General features: G+C 71.6%; 14 protein-coding genes. 7 read left to right on the forward strand and 7 right to left on the reverse strand.

The annotated features are described in order from the left end of the window. Positions 1–2: 2 nt before the first annotated feature. From OV427_RS13140 to OV427_RS13150, 3 genes are all read right to left on the reverse strand, one after another. Positions 3–770, reverse strand: a complete 768-nt coding sequence (locus OV427_RS13140) for a pilus assembly FimT family protein (protein WP_267856433.1) — start codon at positions 768–770, stop codon at positions 3–5. A gap of 310 nt (positions 771–1080) precedes the next feature. Further along, on the reverse strand, positions 1081–1986 hold the full coding sequence (locus tag OV427_RS13145) for a hypothetical protein (RefSeq protein WP_267856434.1): 906 nt from the start codon (positions 1984–1986) through the stop codon (positions 1081–1083). Then, complete coding sequence (locus tag OV427_RS13150; RefSeq protein WP_267856435.1) at positions 1983–2351, reverse strand: hypothetical protein; 369 nt, start codon at positions 2349–2351, stop codon at positions 1983–1985. Before OV427_RS13150 ends, OV427_RS13145 begins: the two co-directional genes overlap by 4 nt. Positions 2352–2391: 40 nt before the next feature. Here OV427_RS13150 and prmA point away from each other — a divergent pair, with 40 nt between their 5' ends. Further along, positions 2392–3258, forward strand: a complete 867-nt coding sequence (prmA, locus tag OV427_RS13155) for a 50S ribosomal protein L11 methyltransferase (protein WP_267856436.1) — start codon at positions 2392–2394, stop codon at positions 3256–3258. Between the two features lie 6 nt (positions 3259–3264). Here prmA and OV427_RS13160 read toward each other — a convergent pair whose 3' ends face one another. Further along, positions 3265–4632 (reverse strand): hypothetical protein, encoded by a 1368-nt coding sequence (locus OV427_RS13160; protein ID WP_267856437.1) that lies wholly within the window; start codon positions 4630–4632, stop codon positions 3265–3267. 583 nt (positions 4633–5215) lie between these two features. Beyond that, positions 5216–6340, reverse strand: coding sequence for a metal-dependent hydrolase (locus tag OV427_RS13165; protein ID WP_267856438.1), 1125 nt, complete (start codon positions 6338–6340; stop codon positions 5216–5218). A gap of 139 nt (positions 6341–6479) precedes the next feature. On the opposite strand from OV427_RS13165, the gene OV427_RS13170 reads away from it, so the two are divergent. The 3 genes from OV427_RS13170 (at position 6480) to OV427_RS13180 (ending at position 8656) form a co-directional block, all read left to right on the forward strand. Beyond that, positions 6480–7529 (forward strand): AraC family transcriptional regulator, encoded by a 1050-nt coding sequence (locus OV427_RS13170; protein ID WP_267856439.1) that lies wholly within the window; start codon positions 6480–6482, stop codon positions 7527–7529. 109 nt (positions 7530–7638) lie between these two features. Continuing rightward, the gene (locus OV427_RS13175; RefSeq protein WP_267856440.1) at positions 7639–8127 is read left to right on the forward strand and encodes a DUF962 domain-containing protein; all 489 of its coding nucleotides are present in this window, start codon (positions 7639–7641) and stop codon (positions 8125–8127) included. Positions 8128–8140: 13 nt separating this feature from the next. Continuing rightward, a complete protein-coding gene (locus OV427_RS13180; protein ID WP_267856441.1) occupies positions 8141–8656 on the forward strand; it encodes an Mpo1-like protein in 516 nt (171 codons plus the stop codon). A 188-nt stretch (positions 8657–8844) separates the two neighbouring features. Here the strand turns inward: OV427_RS13180 and OV427_RS13185 are convergent, their stop codons facing one another. Further along, complete coding sequence (locus OV427_RS13185; protein ID WP_267856442.1) at positions 8845–10182, reverse strand: adenylate/guanylate cyclase domain-containing protein; 1338 nt, start codon at positions 10180–10182, stop codon at positions 8845–8847. 36 nt (positions 10183–10218) lie between these two features. Further along, positions 10219–11214, reverse strand: a complete 996-nt coding sequence (locus tag OV427_RS13190) for an asparaginase (protein ID WP_267856443.1) — start codon at positions 11212–11214, stop codon at positions 10219–10221. A gap of 204 nt (positions 11215–11418) precedes the next feature. Here OV427_RS13190 and OV427_RS13195 point away from each other — a divergent pair, with 204 nt between their 5' ends. The 3 genes from OV427_RS13195 to OV427_RS13205 all read left to right on the forward strand — a co-directional run bounded on the left by OV427_RS13195 (position 11419) and on the right by OV427_RS13205 (position 14016). Continuing rightward, complete coding sequence (locus OV427_RS13195) at positions 11419–12153, forward strand: 16S rRNA (uracil(1498)-N(3))-methyltransferase (RefSeq protein ID WP_267856444.1); 735 nt, start codon at positions 11419–11421, stop codon at positions 12151–12153. A gap of 110 nt (positions 12154–12263) precedes the next feature. Beyond that, positions 12264–12530, forward strand: coding sequence for a GlsB/YeaQ/YmgE family stress response membrane protein (locus tag OV427_RS13200; RefSeq protein WP_267856445.1), 267 nt, complete (start codon positions 12264–12266; stop codon positions 12528–12530). A 196-nt stretch (positions 12531–12726) separates the two neighbouring features. Further along, positions 12727–14016 carry an RDD family protein gene (locus OV427_RS13205; RefSeq protein WP_267856446.1) on the forward strand — a complete coding sequence of 430 codons (1290 nt, stop codon included), beginning with the start codon at positions 12727–12729 and terminating at the stop codon, positions 14014–14016. Positions 14017–14045 lie beyond the last annotated feature (29 nt).

Raw genomic sequence — 14045 nt, forward strand, 5'->3', positions numbered from 1 at the left:
AGTCACGGGTGGCCGTCGAAGGAGCGGATGAGGCCGGTGCCCAGCAGCACGAGGGCGCGCACGTCGGCGCCCTCGGCACGCCCACCGAAGACGATGGAGCCCGCGCCGCGCGCATCCTCCCGCCCCTCCGCATCGAGGAGCGCCACGCGCCCGTCCGGCTCGAAGAGGATGGCGCCGCGCACCGTGCCCCCGGACGGCGAGCAGAAGGTGCAGGGCGCGTTGTCGGGCACCTGGCAGAACGGCGGCGGGAAGGCCCAGGAGCCATCCGCGCTGCCCGAAGCCAGCTCCACCGAGGGCGCGCCCGCATCGCCACAGCTCGCCTGGATGGGAGGGCTCGCCAGCGAGCGGAAGCCCCTGGGCGCCAGGCGCACGGCGTCGCCGAAGTGGCCCGCGTCCAGCACGCGGAACGCGGCACCGGAGGGCGCGGGCAGCGGCGGCACCAGCTCCTCCGGCGTACGCCAGCGCGGGTGCTCCGCCATGGACTCATCCAGCAGGAACCACGGGTCCACCAGCGTCCAGAAGCGGATGCGTGCGTCCGTCCCCGGGGCGCCTTCCGCCGTGTCGATGATGACCGCCGTGCGCACTCCACGGCCCAGGCTGTGCGCGCGCGCCGCGGACAGCGCGGCATTCAGCTCCATCACACCGCCGGACATCCGCGCCCGCGCGGGCAGCACGCCCAGCGCCATGACGGACAGGGTGACGAGGATGGCGAGGATGGCGAGGACGACCACCATCTCGATGAGCGTGAAACCCCCAGGGCGACTTCGCATCGGCACTCCGCAACGGCTGCACCGCCGTGGACCCGCTGCGGGGGACAGGAACCTGCTTCGAGTACGTCGCGCCGACGCCCCCGCCCCAGCCCCCCGAGCTGTGAGACCTTGTGCGGACCCGTGCTCCCCAATGCGTGCACGTCCGCTCGCCGCCGCCGCCCACCACGCCCGGAATGAACGGTGGACATGGGTTTCGGGTTCCACGCCGTACCGGAGGGCAGGTGCGTGGATTAGCGAACGGTGCTTCGTGAAGCAGGGGTAGCGGGTGTCCACCGCGTGTCGACGCGGGTGTTGGCTCGGAGGCAGGCGCCTATTCAGCGCCGAGGGCCACGTCGAGCGCGTCCAGCAGCGCGCCCGTCGGAGCACCGGGAAGCGCGGAGCACATGTGCACGAGGCCGCGCTTCATGCGCAGCCGGTGCGGGTGTTCCTGCGCCTCGCGGGCCAGCGCATCCGGCGCCACCGGCTGCGCCAGCAGGATGGCGCAGGTGCGGAAGGTCTCCAGCGTGTCTTCACCGTCCTCCTGGAGGGTGACGGGCTCGCCGTCCAGCAGCAGTCCGGTGAAGGACTCCTCGCGCATCTCCTCCGCGGTGAGCACCAGCGTCCCGTTGGACGTGAGGCGGGGCGCGGGTGGCGGACCATGGCCGCCGGCCAGCTCCACCATGCCGTCCACGGGCGTGTGCTGGCAGGGCAGCTCGCGCAGGGCCACCATCTCATCCCCCTTGCGCGTCTCGTGGACCTCGCCGCTCTTGGAGAGCATCACCAGGCCCGACACCAGCGCGGGCACCCCGAGGATGAGGAACCCCGCGCCCCACGCGGTGGCCAGCTTGCGGTTGGACGCGCCGTAGTAGCCTTCACGGTCGATGGCGCTCGTGTGCGGCTCGTCCGAGAAGAGCGAGCGCCCCAGCACCAGGCCTCCGCCCAGGGCCGTGAGGATGCCGCCGGTGCTCACCGACGCCGCCGCGCCCCGCGAGGAGTACGTGGTGATGACGTTGTCCGCGTACTCCTCGTGGTACTCCGTGCGGCAGACGTCCGCCGCGGTGAAGTGCAGGGTGAGGCGCGGCCACTGCGCGTCGACTCGCGCGTAGGCCAGCCGCTCTCCCAACACCTTCTGCTGGGTGTAGGTGCGCACCACGGGGCCGCGCTCGGTGCGCCGCTCCATGTCCAGGGGCGCGCACCCCACCGCGAGGACGAGCACCGCCGCGCCGAGCCGCTTCATGGCTGACCTCCCTCTTCCCGGAAGAAGCCCGCCACGTCCTGGCACTGGTTGAGGAAGCGCACGGCGTCGTCACACGACGTGGGCGTCTCCGTGGTGGTGCCGTTGCTCAGCAAGAGCTCGCGGCAGTCCAGGAAGCGCTCGCGCGAGGGCGCGGTGAAGGCGAAGTCCTCCGCCCCACACCCGGTGCGCTCCTCCAGGGAGAACTGGCAGTCCGACCCCGGGGCGAGCTGCGGGCCCACGCCGGGACAGGTGGCTGTCTGGCACAGCCGGTTGACGACATCCTGACAGACAGCCGCGTCTGGCGCGGAAGGGCCAGAGCAGGCGGTCAGGCAGACAAGGGGCCACAAAACGGAAACGGTTCTCACGGCGCTTCCACGCTAGGCACAGGGGGATTAAACGGCCCGCATGTCCCAGACCTATTTGTCACTCACAGTGGAGTTGCCCGAGGAAGCGTCGGAGGCCGCACAGGATCTCCTCCATGAGTCGGGTGCACTAGGCCTCGAAGTGAGGGATCGCGAGACGCCCCCGATGCCGGGAGTCCGCGGCCCGAAGCCGGGCGAGGCCATCGTCATCGGCTACTTCGAGGACCGCGATACCGCCGAGGCCGCGCAGGCCGAGGTGCAGGACACGTGGCCCGACGCCCGCGTGGGGCTGGAGGAGCAGCCGCAGCAGGACTGGAGCAACCAGTGGAAGTCGCTCATCAAGTCCGTGCACGTGGGCCGGCTGTGGGTGGGGCCGCCGTGGGACGTGGCGAACGCGCCCGCGGACTCGGTGCGGCTGGTGATTGAGCCGAAGATGGCGTTCGGCACGGGAGACCACCCGACGACGGCGCTGTGCCTGGCGGCGGTGGACGCGTACATGAAGGACCACCCCGGCGCGAGCGTGCTGGACGTGGGCACGGGTACGGGCGTGCTGGCCATCGCCGCGAAGAAGCTGGGCGCGGGCCGCGTGGTGGGCACTGACAACGACCCGACGTCGGTGGAGCTCGCGCGGGAGAACCTGACGGACAACGGGACGCCGGACATCGACGTGTCGGGGAAGGAACTGACGGCGGTGGAGGGCACCTTCGACCTGGTGCTGGCGAACATCCTGGCGAACACGCTGATTGAGCTGGCGCCGCTGATTGCGCCCAAGGTGAAGGACCGGGCGATTCTCGCGGGCGTGCTGGCGCACCAGCGCGCCGACGTGGAGGCGGCCTACCGCAACCTGGGCTTCACCGTGCTGGCGGGTGACCAGCAGGGCGAGTGGGTGCGCATCGATTTGAAGCGGTAGGTCCCACTACTGCTTGGGCGCATTCGGCTTCGTGGGGGTGGAGGCCACCGCGGTCTCCACCGCCACGCCACCGGCAGTGGGCTTCTCCTGTGGCGCCTCGGGCAGCCGCCCCATACTGGTGGACAGCGTCTCGGTGGCGGGGCGCGCGGCACGCGCGGACGCCTCACGGGCGCGGGTGTCCTCGCCATCATCCACGAGCTGGTACAGCAACTGGATTCGCTGGGCCTGGGCATCCTGGAACAGACGCTGGGCCACGTTCCGAAGGATGTTCGGACTCAGGCCATCCGTCGTTGCCAGCTCATTGAGACCCGCTGCCTTTTCTTCGACGGCGCCAGTGACGTACCAGACGAGGTCCCTGGCGCCGCGCAGGCCCTTCTTCTCCAGGTTCTCCCAAGCCTCGGGCAGCGCCTGGGCCAGCAGGGCGAAGTCAATCCACCCGAGAATCTGGTGCTTGTCGAAGTTGGTGTTGCGCTGGAGCCGCAGAGGGTCCGCCATCGCCATGCCCACCACGTCGTGGATGCCCTCCTCCTGGAGCCGCTCCTCTATCTGCGGCGTGATGCCGCGAATCATCGCGAGCGGCATGGACCGATCGGGCGGGACATACGCCGGGTCCTTTCCGATTCGCTGCGCCTGCCGTGCGATGGCCTGCGCCACATACCGGGGCGCCATGCCCACCCCCAGGTACACGGCCTGAGTGCCCCACCCCGCGGACTCGCCACTGCCTCCCAACCCCGCGACCCAGATTTTCGACAGGGCCGCGGCCATCAGGGGCCCCAGCGCCATGGTGACCGCGCACCAGAGCGCCGCGCCGCTGGTGATGTCATGACGGAAGCCCCGCTGGCCCAGATACAGGAGCACGTAGACGTACGAGCCCACCGCGCCCAGGCGCGCGGCCTCCAGCGTGCGGTTGGAAATCCACGCCGTCCCATCCTTGCTGACGAGCACGACGTTGAGCGCGCCCTCCGAGACGGGGTTGAGGACATAGGAGGCAACAGCTCCCATGGCGATGATGGCCAGGGCTGGCAGCCCATAGCGCAGCGCGATGTTGCTCGTGTTGAAGTAACGGTCATTCGCCTCGACCATTTCCTTGAAGTTGGCCTGGTCGCGAAGGCTGAACGCGTCGCTCCTCATCACCCCTTGCGAGATGAGGCGGGGCTTGATGAGCCCCAGGTAGAGCCCGTGGTGGATGACCAGCAAGGCGGGTAGCGCCGACAGCGTCCAGGTCCAGAACGCGTACCGCGGAAGCAGGTTGCTCGACAGGGCCGCGAAGATCATGGCCACCAGCACCAGTCCCCACAACGTCCGCTCGCCCTGGAGTTCCTGTCGCAAGCAGAGCATCCCCAGCAGCACCGAGACCACGAAGACCAGGAGCACGCCCGTCCCGCTCGGCTTGTGGTTCTCCTGTGAGGGGGCTTTGCCTGGCGATGGCGCTTCGACTTCCGGTGCCGCATTGCCTTGTGTGGCGACCTCGGTTCCCGGTGCCGCACTGCCTTGGGTGGCTACGTTGGTTCCCGGTGCCGCATTGCCTTGGGTGGCCGCTCCGGCTTTCGGCGGCAGCTTGCCTTCCTTGAGGTACGTCTGAAGCTCTCCGGGCCACTCCCATGGCAGGGCGGCTCCCACGTAGAACACCGCCAGGACTCCCACCGCGACGATGAACAGAAAGGCGCCAAGCGTGACCCGGAATGCATGCCAGATTCTCGCCCCGCGACCACTGGCTGGCTCTGCGTCCAGGACCTGCGCCTCGGCCTGAGGCTCTTGCTGTGTCATGTGTTCCCCCGACTGCCGCATGCGCCCGAGTGTAGGCGCGAAGGAAGGCCGGACGGAAATCCCGGGGATTTCGGCGCCAGGGTGCCGATTCAAGGTCCACTCAATCAGGGAGGGTGCGTATCCACCCCGAGTGCCTGGCCCGACAGCGTTCCGCTCACGGGGACACCACGAGCGCCCAGCCTGGGGTGCCCTACTCGCGCGTCCGCGTGCGCACGGGCCGCAGGTCGCGGTCCAACTCCACCACGGCGGTGCCCAGCCCACCGCTCTGCATGCGCGAGTAGCGCACGTCACGGATGGTGACGCGCCAGCCGTCCGCCGTCTGCGCGACGTCATACGTGGGCAGGCGCAGCCAGTTGGCGAGCCCGCGAATCTCCGGCGCGGCGAGCGCGGCCTGGATGACGGGGCTGGGATTGGGCTCTCGCGGCTGGCTCGGGCCGCTGAAGTGGAAGCGGTTGTCCTTCGCCTCCAGGAAGTCCGCGCTGACGAAATGATAGCGGTCCGGCGCCAGCGCGATGATGTCCCGCACGAAGGGGTTGGCCGGAATGGGGCCGGCGATGGTGCGCTCCACCGGGAGGTTCTGCTCACGCAGCCACGCCAGCGCGCCCGGCGCCGCCACCTGCGAGCCCACCAGGATGGCGCCCAGGTACAGCACGAGCGCCACGCCGCACACCGTAGCCACGCGCTGCGCCGACACCGCGGGCGTGCCACGCAAGCGCAGCCACAGGATGGCGATGACGCCCACGCTCCACAGGACCTTCGCGGGCCAGGGCACGAAGGCGGGAATGGTGATGAGCGCGGTGGTGGCGGCGCCCAGCACCAGCCAGCCCGCGATGGAGCGGCGCGTGCGCGCATCCGCCATCACCACCGACGCCCCCGCGAGGAGCCACACCCACGGGTCGATGATGAAGAGCGCGTCCCCGTAGAACCACGTCCCGTCGAAGGGCATCAGCAGCCGCACGCCGTACGTGTTGAGCCAGTCCAGCGCGGGATGGCTGAGCACCGACAGCACCGAGCACACGAGCAACGGGCCGAAGCGCGCGGGCGCCAACTCCGGGTGCCGCCGCCTGCGGACGTGTTTGTCCCAGAGCAGCATCAGCCCCGTGAGCACGAAGGGCCACAGGGACAGCGCGAGCACACCGTGCGTCCACCCCCGGCGCCAGTACAGCGACGCGTCCGAGCCCGCGAAGGCGATGACGGCATCCACGTCCGGAAGGTTCGCGCCGATGACGAGCGTCGCGGTGGCCAGCGGCGTGGTCCGCTTCAGCCCCGCCTCCGCCATCCACGCACCGACGAGCGAGTGGGCCAGGTTGTCCATGGACGCGAATCACTCCCGTGAGTGGACATCCCGGCACCACGGCCCGGACATCCACGTGAGGCCTGAGTATAGGGGCTCCGCGCCGTACATCCTCGCCACGTTGGGCCCCGCGCCCGGGACGGGGTAGCGTCCCGCCCGCGTGGAGACGCAGACTCCTTCCAGGCCCCCGGCAGACGTCCGGTCCCAGCTCGTGGGCCCGCTGCTCGCGTACCTGCGCGCGACGGGGCATGACCCGGCGCCGCTGGTGGAGCGCTTCGGCCTCCCCGCCAACGCCGCGTCCCTGCCCGAGGTCAGCCTCCCGCTGGCCACGCTGCACGCCTTCCTCGACGCCGCGGAGGCGCTCTCCGGCGACGCGTTCCTCGGCCTGCACGTGGCGCAGCGGGTGCCGCGCGGGACCTACGGCCTGGTGGAGTACATCGCCCGGGCCTCGCCCACGGTGCGCGACACCTTCCGCGCGCTGGCCCGGTACATGGCGCTTCTGGAGCCCGCGTGGCACGCGTCCTTCCAGGGCGCCGATGACGGCAGCGGCACCTTCGCCTACGGCATCCCCGGCGAGCCGCTGGCCTACGGCCGCCACGCCAGCGAGTACGGCCTCGCCCTCTTCGTCCACGTGGGCCGCCAACTCACCGAGCGCCCGTGGAATCCACGCGCCGTCGCCTTCGCCCACCCCGCTCCCATGGACGTGCGCCCCCTGCGGGAGCACTTCGGCGTCACCCCGGCCTTCGGCGGCGGCCTCAACGCCCTCACCCTGGACGCGGCCAGCCTGGACATGCCCGTGGTGGGCGCCGACCCCGTCCTCCTCTCCGTGCTGGAGCGCGCCGCCGGGACACCGCCGCCGGCCGCCGGCCCTCCTCCCGGTCCGCCGGTGCCCGACTTCGTCCAGCGCGTGCGCGAGGCCATCCGCGCCTTCCTGCAGGAAGGGACGCCCCAGGTGGGAAACGTGGCGAAGGGGCTCCACGTCAGCCTCCGCACCCTCCAGCGCCGCCTCACCGAGCACGGCACCTCCTTCCAGGACGAGGTCGACACGGTGCGCCGTGAGCTGGCCTTCCAGTACCTCAAGGACCCGCACCTGGGTGTCAGCGAGGTGGCCTTCCTCCTGGGCTACGCGGAGCTGAGCACCTTCGACCGCGCCTTCAAGCGCTGGACGGGAATGACGCCCCGCGTCTGGCGCGAGGGCGCCGAGGGCTGAGCCTCACGGGCTGGCGTCCGCTGCCAGGAGATTGGCGCGTGCGGCCAGGAAACCCTGGGCGACTTCACCTACCGTACACGTCCCGCATTCGCTTTCCCCCGGAGGACGCATGCTCAAGCCCCAGGTGGTCGCCCTCTTCGACGAGTACTATTCCTCGCACCAGCACCCCACCAACCGCCTCACGCACAAGGTCGCAATCCCTCTCATCATCCTGCACATCGTCACGATGCTGGACTGGGTGAGGCTGGTGGCCGTGCCGGTGCTGCCGGGCGGAGTGCTGACGCTGGGCATGGTGGCGTGGGCGCTGTCCGCCATCTGGTACCTGCGGGCCGACGTGAAGCTGGGCCTGATGGTGGTGTTGTTCATGGCCGCGTGCTTCCCCGTGGGCCGCATGCTCCCGACGTGGAGCGTGGTGGGCATCGCCGTATTCGGCTGGCTGGTGCAGCTCGCCGGGCACAGCGTCTGGGAGAAGAAGTCGCCCTCGTTCCTCACCAACCTCGTCCACGCGCTGGTGGGCCCGCTGTTCTTCGTCGCGGTACTCTTCGGGGACTACGTCCTCAAGCCCGTGCAGCCGGTCGCCGCACCGGTCCGCGCCTGAAAGTGCCACGCCCATGAGCTTCGCCGACAAGCTGCGCGCCTGGATGCCCCTGCATGAGAACGGCGTCAGCCGCGCCGTGCACTTCGTGGGCGCGTACATGTTCACCTTTGCCCTGCTGGTGCCGCTGAGCCTGGTGCGCGTGCCGGTGGGGGGCCTGGAGCTCACCGCGGCGCACGCGCTGGTGGTGGCCGTGGCGCTCTACGCCGTCTCCCTGGAGTGGACGGCGGGGCTGCTGATGGCACTGCCCCTGGTGCCCACGCTCGTCGCCGCGCAGTCGGTGGCGGGCCTCCCTGGAAGCACCGCCGCGGGCGTGGCCGTGGGAGTCATGGTGGTGCGCTTCGCGCTCGTCGTGGGCGCGCACGTCGTCTTCGAGAAGAAGACCCACGGCCTGTCCCTGGGCGGGCCGCTGCTCTTCTTCATCGAGCCCGTGTACCTGCTCACGCTCGCCCTGTTCGCGATGGGGCTGAAGCGGGACCTGCACGCCCGCGCCACGGCGGGCGGCGCGCCCGCGGCCCGGCTGGCAGCGTGACCCGGTGAAGAAGGACGGGCCGCGTCCACCGCGCGTGGATGCGGCCCGCGACCTTCCGGTCCGGCGACGCGTCAGAGACGCTTCGAGCGGGGAGCCCACCCTGGCGCGGCGACGACGCGCCCATGCGGCTCGGACGACCGGCGGCGGCTTCCTCTCGGAGAGCCCACCCTGGCGCGAGCCGCGGCCGGCTAGGTGCCGGCGACGGCCGGGATGACCGGGACGAGGGGTTGCGCCTCCTCCGCGGGGAGCCGGCCCTCGAGCGTGTAGACGACCACCGCTTCGCGCCGGCCCTTCACGTGCGTCTCCGTCAGGCGCTCTCCGGCGAAGCGTCCGCCGCCCTGCCGCCAGGTGCTCTCGCTCACCAGGATGTCCACGCCGAGCTCCTTGGTGAGCCCCTCCACGCGCGAGGCCAGGTTCACCGCGTCACCGATGACGGTGTACTCGTGCTGCTCGGCGCCCCCGAGCATGCCCGCCGCCACCACGCCGGTGTGCAGCCCGATGCCGATGCGCAGCCGGGGCTGCCCCTGCTGCTCGCGGTGCGCGTTGAGTTCCTCCAGCCGCGCCCGCATGTCGAGCGCCGCGCGCATGGCCAATTCCGCGTGGTCGTCGCGGTGGTCCGGCACGCCCCAGCACGCCAGCATCCCGTCACCGAGGAACTTGTTCACGATTCCGTCGCGCGCCATGACGATATGGGACATGTGCCCGAAGTACTCGTCGAGCAACTCCAGCACCTGGCGCGGCTGCAGCGTCTCACTCAGCGCGGTGAAGTCACGGATGTCGCTGAAGAGGATGGTCACCTCGCGCTGCACCGGCTCCAGCGACACGTCCCCGAGCTGCATCACCCGCTCCACCACCTGCTTCGGCAGGAAGCGGGACAGGCTGTCGCGGCGGCGCAGGTTGAGGAACATGCCGCCCACTTCCGCGTTCGTCAGGGCGATGAGCGCGCCCAGGGCCACGTAGCAGAACACGACGAAGCTGACGCGCGCCGGGGAGCCGTGACTCGTAATCCACGCGAGCAGCGCGTACGCGGCGGACGAGAGCGTCGTGGACAGCAGCACGTGCAGCCACGAGTAGCGCGCCACCGAGAAGGCCAGCACCATGCCCAGGCTGGCCGCGAGCATCCCGGCGTCGAAGTGGCTCACCCGATCCCAGGTATGCCACGCCATGTACGAGAAGAAGCCGGTGTCCACCACCGTCGTGGGCAGCGGGAACCACCGGGCCTTGTTGGCATGCGGCTTCTGGAAGCGCAGCACGATGAAGGCGGTGAGGGCGAACAGCGCGTAGGCGCCAATGGCCAGCCTGCGCTCCCAGTCCATCACCGGCCGGTAGGACTCGCCGGTCAGCTCCGCGAGGATGCCCTGGGTGAACGCCAGCAACCCCAGCACGGCGAGGCGGAGGAAGGACACCCGGCGCTCGCCCACCAGCGAGCTCTCCGCCAGCACCACCGCCTCGTTGGCGCGGCCCTGCGCGAAGCGGGCCACCGTGGTGTCGCGGCCCTTCCCATGGCCCTTGCGGCGTCGGCGCATGATGACGTGCTCCTTCAAGTCGTCCGAGAGGGGTCTTCAGTGGAAGCGCAGCGTGCCGGTGGCCCGCAGCTCGCCCACCGGCTCGCCACGGGTGGTGCGCAGCACCGGCTCCGCATGGTGCCTCAGGTCCGCCAGGGGGAGCGAGAGCCCCCGCTGCCCGGCCACCTGCCGCAGCACGGACAGCAGGGCAGGAGGCGAGCAGCGCCCGTCCCCGTCCTCCACCTTCAGCGCCAGGCCCAGCCCCAGCGCCGGCAACGCCGCGCAGTAGATGCCCTCCGCGCCCACCTTCGCCACCACCGCGCCCCGCGCCGCCGCCATGACGTCCGTGCACGGCCGCCCGGTGCCCGCCACCAGTTCCGGGTGCGCCACCATGGCCTCGCGCAGCCGCCGCGCCGCGGGCTCCGAGGAGACGCCGAAGCGCGCATAGGAGGTGGCCATGGCGCTCAGCGACAGCGCGAAGCACACCGCCGTGCACCCATCCACGCCCAGCTTCACCGCGTCGCGGGACTGGCCCGTCCAGCGCAGCACCTCCGCGAGGGCGCGCTCCTGCACGGGGTGGCCGGCGCGCTCGTAGCCCTGCGTGGCCCAGCCGTGGTGGCGCGCCAGCGCGAGCATGCCGGCGTGTTTGCCCGAGCAGTTGCTCCAGCGCGGGGTGATGACGACGCCCGCGCGCAGCGCCTCGTCCGCGACGGACTGCGACAGCGGCGGGTGCGGGCCGCAGGCGAGCTGGTGCTCCTCACAGCCGCACGCGCGCAGCATGGACGCGGCGAGCGCCCGGTGCATCGGCTCGCTGGAGTTGGAGCCACACGCCAGCGCCAGCTCGCGCGAGCCGAAGCCGTAGTGGTCCGCCGCGCCGTCCTGCACGAGCGGCAGCGCCTGGAAGGGCTTGGCCGCGGAGCGCCACCAGGTGAAGCGCCGCGGGTCCCCGGCCTGCGCGACGAGCGAGCCCTCCGTGTCCACCACCGCGACGGACACGGCGTGGACGGACTCGACCAGCCCCGAGCGGGTGGTCTCGATGGTCAGCGTGGACATGGCCCCGCGAGATACCAGGACCGGCGCCGCTTTGCTCGGTCCCTTCCCTGCCCGGGCCGGCCGCCTCCCTGCCTGCCCTACTCCACCCGACAGCCCGAGCTGACAGCGCGGAGAAGCGCGCTGGCGCGGGGCGGCGGCTTGCTGTTGAAGTCGCGCCCCTTTGCTTGTCGCGGGACGCCCCGAGCCCGCTGGAGGAAAGCCGCCGTGGTCCGCCTCTTCTGCCCGCTGCCGGAGCCCGCCCCCGCCGAGGTGGAGCTGACCGGAGAACGCCGCCACTACCTCCTCCACGTGCTGCGTCTGGAGGAGGGCGACGCGCTGGAGGTCTTCGACGGCCAGGGCCGCGCCTTCGAGGCGCGCGTGGCGGGCGTGGGGGCGGAGGCCGTGCGCGTGACGCTCGGCACCGCGCGCGTGGCGCCTGCCCGCCGCGCGGTGAGCGTGCTGCAGGGGCTGCCCAAGGGAGACAAGCTGGAGTGGGTGCTGCAGAAGGGCACGGAGCTGGGCGCCACCGCGTTCCTTCCCGTGGCCACCGCGCGCAGCGTGGTGAAGCTGGAGCCGAAGCGCGCGGAGGAGCGCACCTCGCGGTGGCAGAAGATTGTCGAGGAGGCCTCGCGCCAGTGCCGCCGCGACGACGTGCCGCGCGTGGAGACGCCGCGTCCCCTGCTTGAAGCGGCGCGCGCGCTGGCTCCGGGCACGGTGCTGCTGGTGCTGGATGAAGAGGAGTCCGCGGTGCCGCTGGGCGAGGCCTTCCGCGCGGCGGGCCCGGGCACGCCGGTGGCGCTGGTGGTGGGCCCCGAGGGCGGGCTTGCGCGCGACGAGGTGGATGCACTCGGCAAGCTGGGCGCTCGCAACGTCACCCTGGGCAAGCGCATCCTTCGAACCGAGACCGCGGCCCTGGCGGCTCTTGCGGTGATGATGCACCTGGACGGCGAACTCGGGTAGCGGGCGACCAGACGTGCGCCCGGGTTCGTCGGGTTCCCAATGTCGGATGGTGATTCCTAGGTTTCTGCCGTCCGGGACCACATGGGTCCCTCAACACAGGAGAGACACTCATGGGGATCATCGCATTCATCGTCATCGGCCTCATCGCGGGTCTCATCGCCCGCGCCATCCTCCCGGGGAAGCAGAGCATGGGCCTGGTGGCGACGACGCTGCTCGGCATGGTGGGTTCGCTCGTGGGCGGCCTGATTGGCTCGCTCTTCCAGCGTGACGGCCGCCTGTTCGACCTGCACCCGTCGGGCATCATCATGTCGGTGATTGGCGCCATCGCCGTACTCTTGTTGGTCGGGGCAGCGGGACGCCGCCGCGTCCATGCCTAGGGGTGAAGCGCCCCCCACACACGGAACGTCGCGAACGGGACGTGTCGATACAGCGGTTGACGAGCCCCTGACGGTTCCCCAAGCGAGGAACCTCGGGGGCTCGCACTTTTCTTGCCCCCCGCGCGTGAACGCCCTTTCATGTGGCTGTCGTTCAAGCCGGAGGAGTCCGTTGTCCAAGTGCCTGAAGTGCGGTGCCATGCTTCCGCCCGTGGGGGATTGCACCTCCTGCGCCTCCACACTCCATGACACCCCGGTGCCGAGCCTGCTCGACCGGGACATCCGGATTGACCGTCGCTCGGCGGAGCGCGCCTCGGAGCCGGCCTTCGTCGAGGCCGCGAATGCACCGCCGTCCGTGGCGCCGCTGGCCGCGCCGCTCCCGCCTCCCGCCGCGCCGCGCGCCGCCGCTCCGCAGCCCGGCCATCCGGGTGTCGCCGCGCCGCGCATGCCCGCGCCGCAGCCGGGTGTCGCCGCGCCGCGCGCCGCCGCTCCGCAGCCTCCTCCCGCCGCTCCGCGTGCCGCCGCGCCGCAGCCGGGTGTCGCCGCTCCGCGCGCAGCGGCTCCGCAGCCTCCTGTTCCGCCCGCCGCTCCGCGCATGGCGCCTCCGCAGGCCGCGCAGCCGCCAGCCCCCGCCGCCCCGCGCGTGGCACCGCCGCAGGCTCCCGCGGCTCCGCGCGCCGCACAGCCTCCGGCCGCCGGCTCTCCGATGACGCCCGCCTACGGCACGCCCACGGCCGCCGCTCAGCGCGCGCCCGCGGTTCCCGCGCCTTCGGGCCTGCCCCGCATGGAGGCCCCGGCCGCCGCGCCGTCCGGCCTGCCCCGCATGGAGTCCTCGGTCCCCGCGCCGTCCGGCCTGCCCCTCATGTCCGAGACGCCGGTGAGCGCGGCGCCGTCGGGCCTGCCTCGCATGGAGTCCCTGCCGCCGGCTCCCGCCGCCGCGGCCACCGTGGGCATCTCGCGCTCCGAGGCGATTCGCGCGCCCGCCGCGAAGAGCGTCTCCGCCACCGGCAACCCGGCGGAGGTGCACGCGCGTCCGGCCTCGCTGTGGCGCCGGCTGCTGTCCTTCACCATCGACACGGCGGCCATCGCTGGCGTCGCGGCGCTCTACATCACCCTCGCCTCCTCGGTGACGGGGACCAAGGCGCCCGAGCCCGGGCTGGTGGGCCTGGATGCCTTCGTCGCGTGGCTGCGCGCGTTCCACACCGTCCTGTTGCCGGGGTTTTTCCTGGTGCTGGTCCTGGCGCTCGTGTACTGCGCGGTGGCGGCCTTCCTCTGGAACGGGCGCACGCTCGGCCGGCTGCTCCTCGGCCTGCGGCTGGTGGATACGCACGGCGTCGCCCCGGCACCGGGTCGCGCCATCGTGCGCGCGATACTCGCCAGCCTGTCCTTCGTGCTCTTCCTGGGCGGATTCTGGATGGCGCTTTTCGACCGCCGCGGGCAGACACTGCATGACAAGCTGACGTCCACCTTCGTGGTCCAACCGAGCTGACCCTCCGTTTCATTGTGCCTTGCGGCCGC

The organism is Pyxidicoccus sp. MSG2 (assembly GCF_026626705.1).
Taxonomy (GTDB): Bacteria; Myxococcota; Myxococcia; order Myxococcales; family Myxococcaceae; genus Myxococcus.

Coding starts and splice junctions, on each gene's coding strand:
- OV427_RS13205 (WP_267856446.1), top strand. CDS start 12,727: ATGCTTCCGCCCGTGGGGGATTGCACCTCCTGCGCCTCCACACTCCAT.
- prmA (WP_267856436.1), top strand. CDS start 2,392: ATGTCCCAGACCTATTTGTCACTCACAGTGGAGTTGCCCGAGGAAGCG.
- OV427_RS13165 (WP_267856438.1), bottom strand. CDS start 6,340: ATGGACAACCTGGCCCACTCGCTCGTCGGTGCGTGGATGGCGGAGGCG.
- OV427_RS13185 (WP_267856442.1), bottom strand. CDS start 10,182: ATGCGCCGACGCCGCAAGGGCCATGGGAAGGGCCGCGACACCACGGTG.
- OV427_RS13200 (WP_267856445.1), top strand. CDS start 12,264: ATGGGGATCATCGCATTCATCGTCATCGGCCTCATCGCGGGTCTCATC.
- OV427_RS13145 (WP_267856434.1), bottom strand. CDS start 1,986: ATGAAGCGGCTCGGCGCGGCGGTGCTCGTCCTCGCGGTGGGGTGCGCG.
- OV427_RS13140 (WP_267856433.1), bottom strand. CDS start 770: ATGCGAAGTCGCCCTGGGGGTTTCACGCTCATCGAGATGGTGGTCGTC.
- OV427_RS13175 (WP_267856440.1), top strand. CDS start 7,639: ATGCTCAAGCCCCAGGTGGTCGCCCTCTTCGACGAGTACTATTCCTCG.
- OV427_RS13190 (WP_267856443.1), bottom strand. CDS start 11,214: ATGTCCACGCTGACCATCGAGACCACCCGCTCGGGGCTGGTCGAGTCC.
- OV427_RS13180 (WP_267856441.1), top strand. CDS start 8,141: ATGAGCTTCGCCGACAAGCTGCGCGCCTGGATGCCCCTGCATGAGAAC.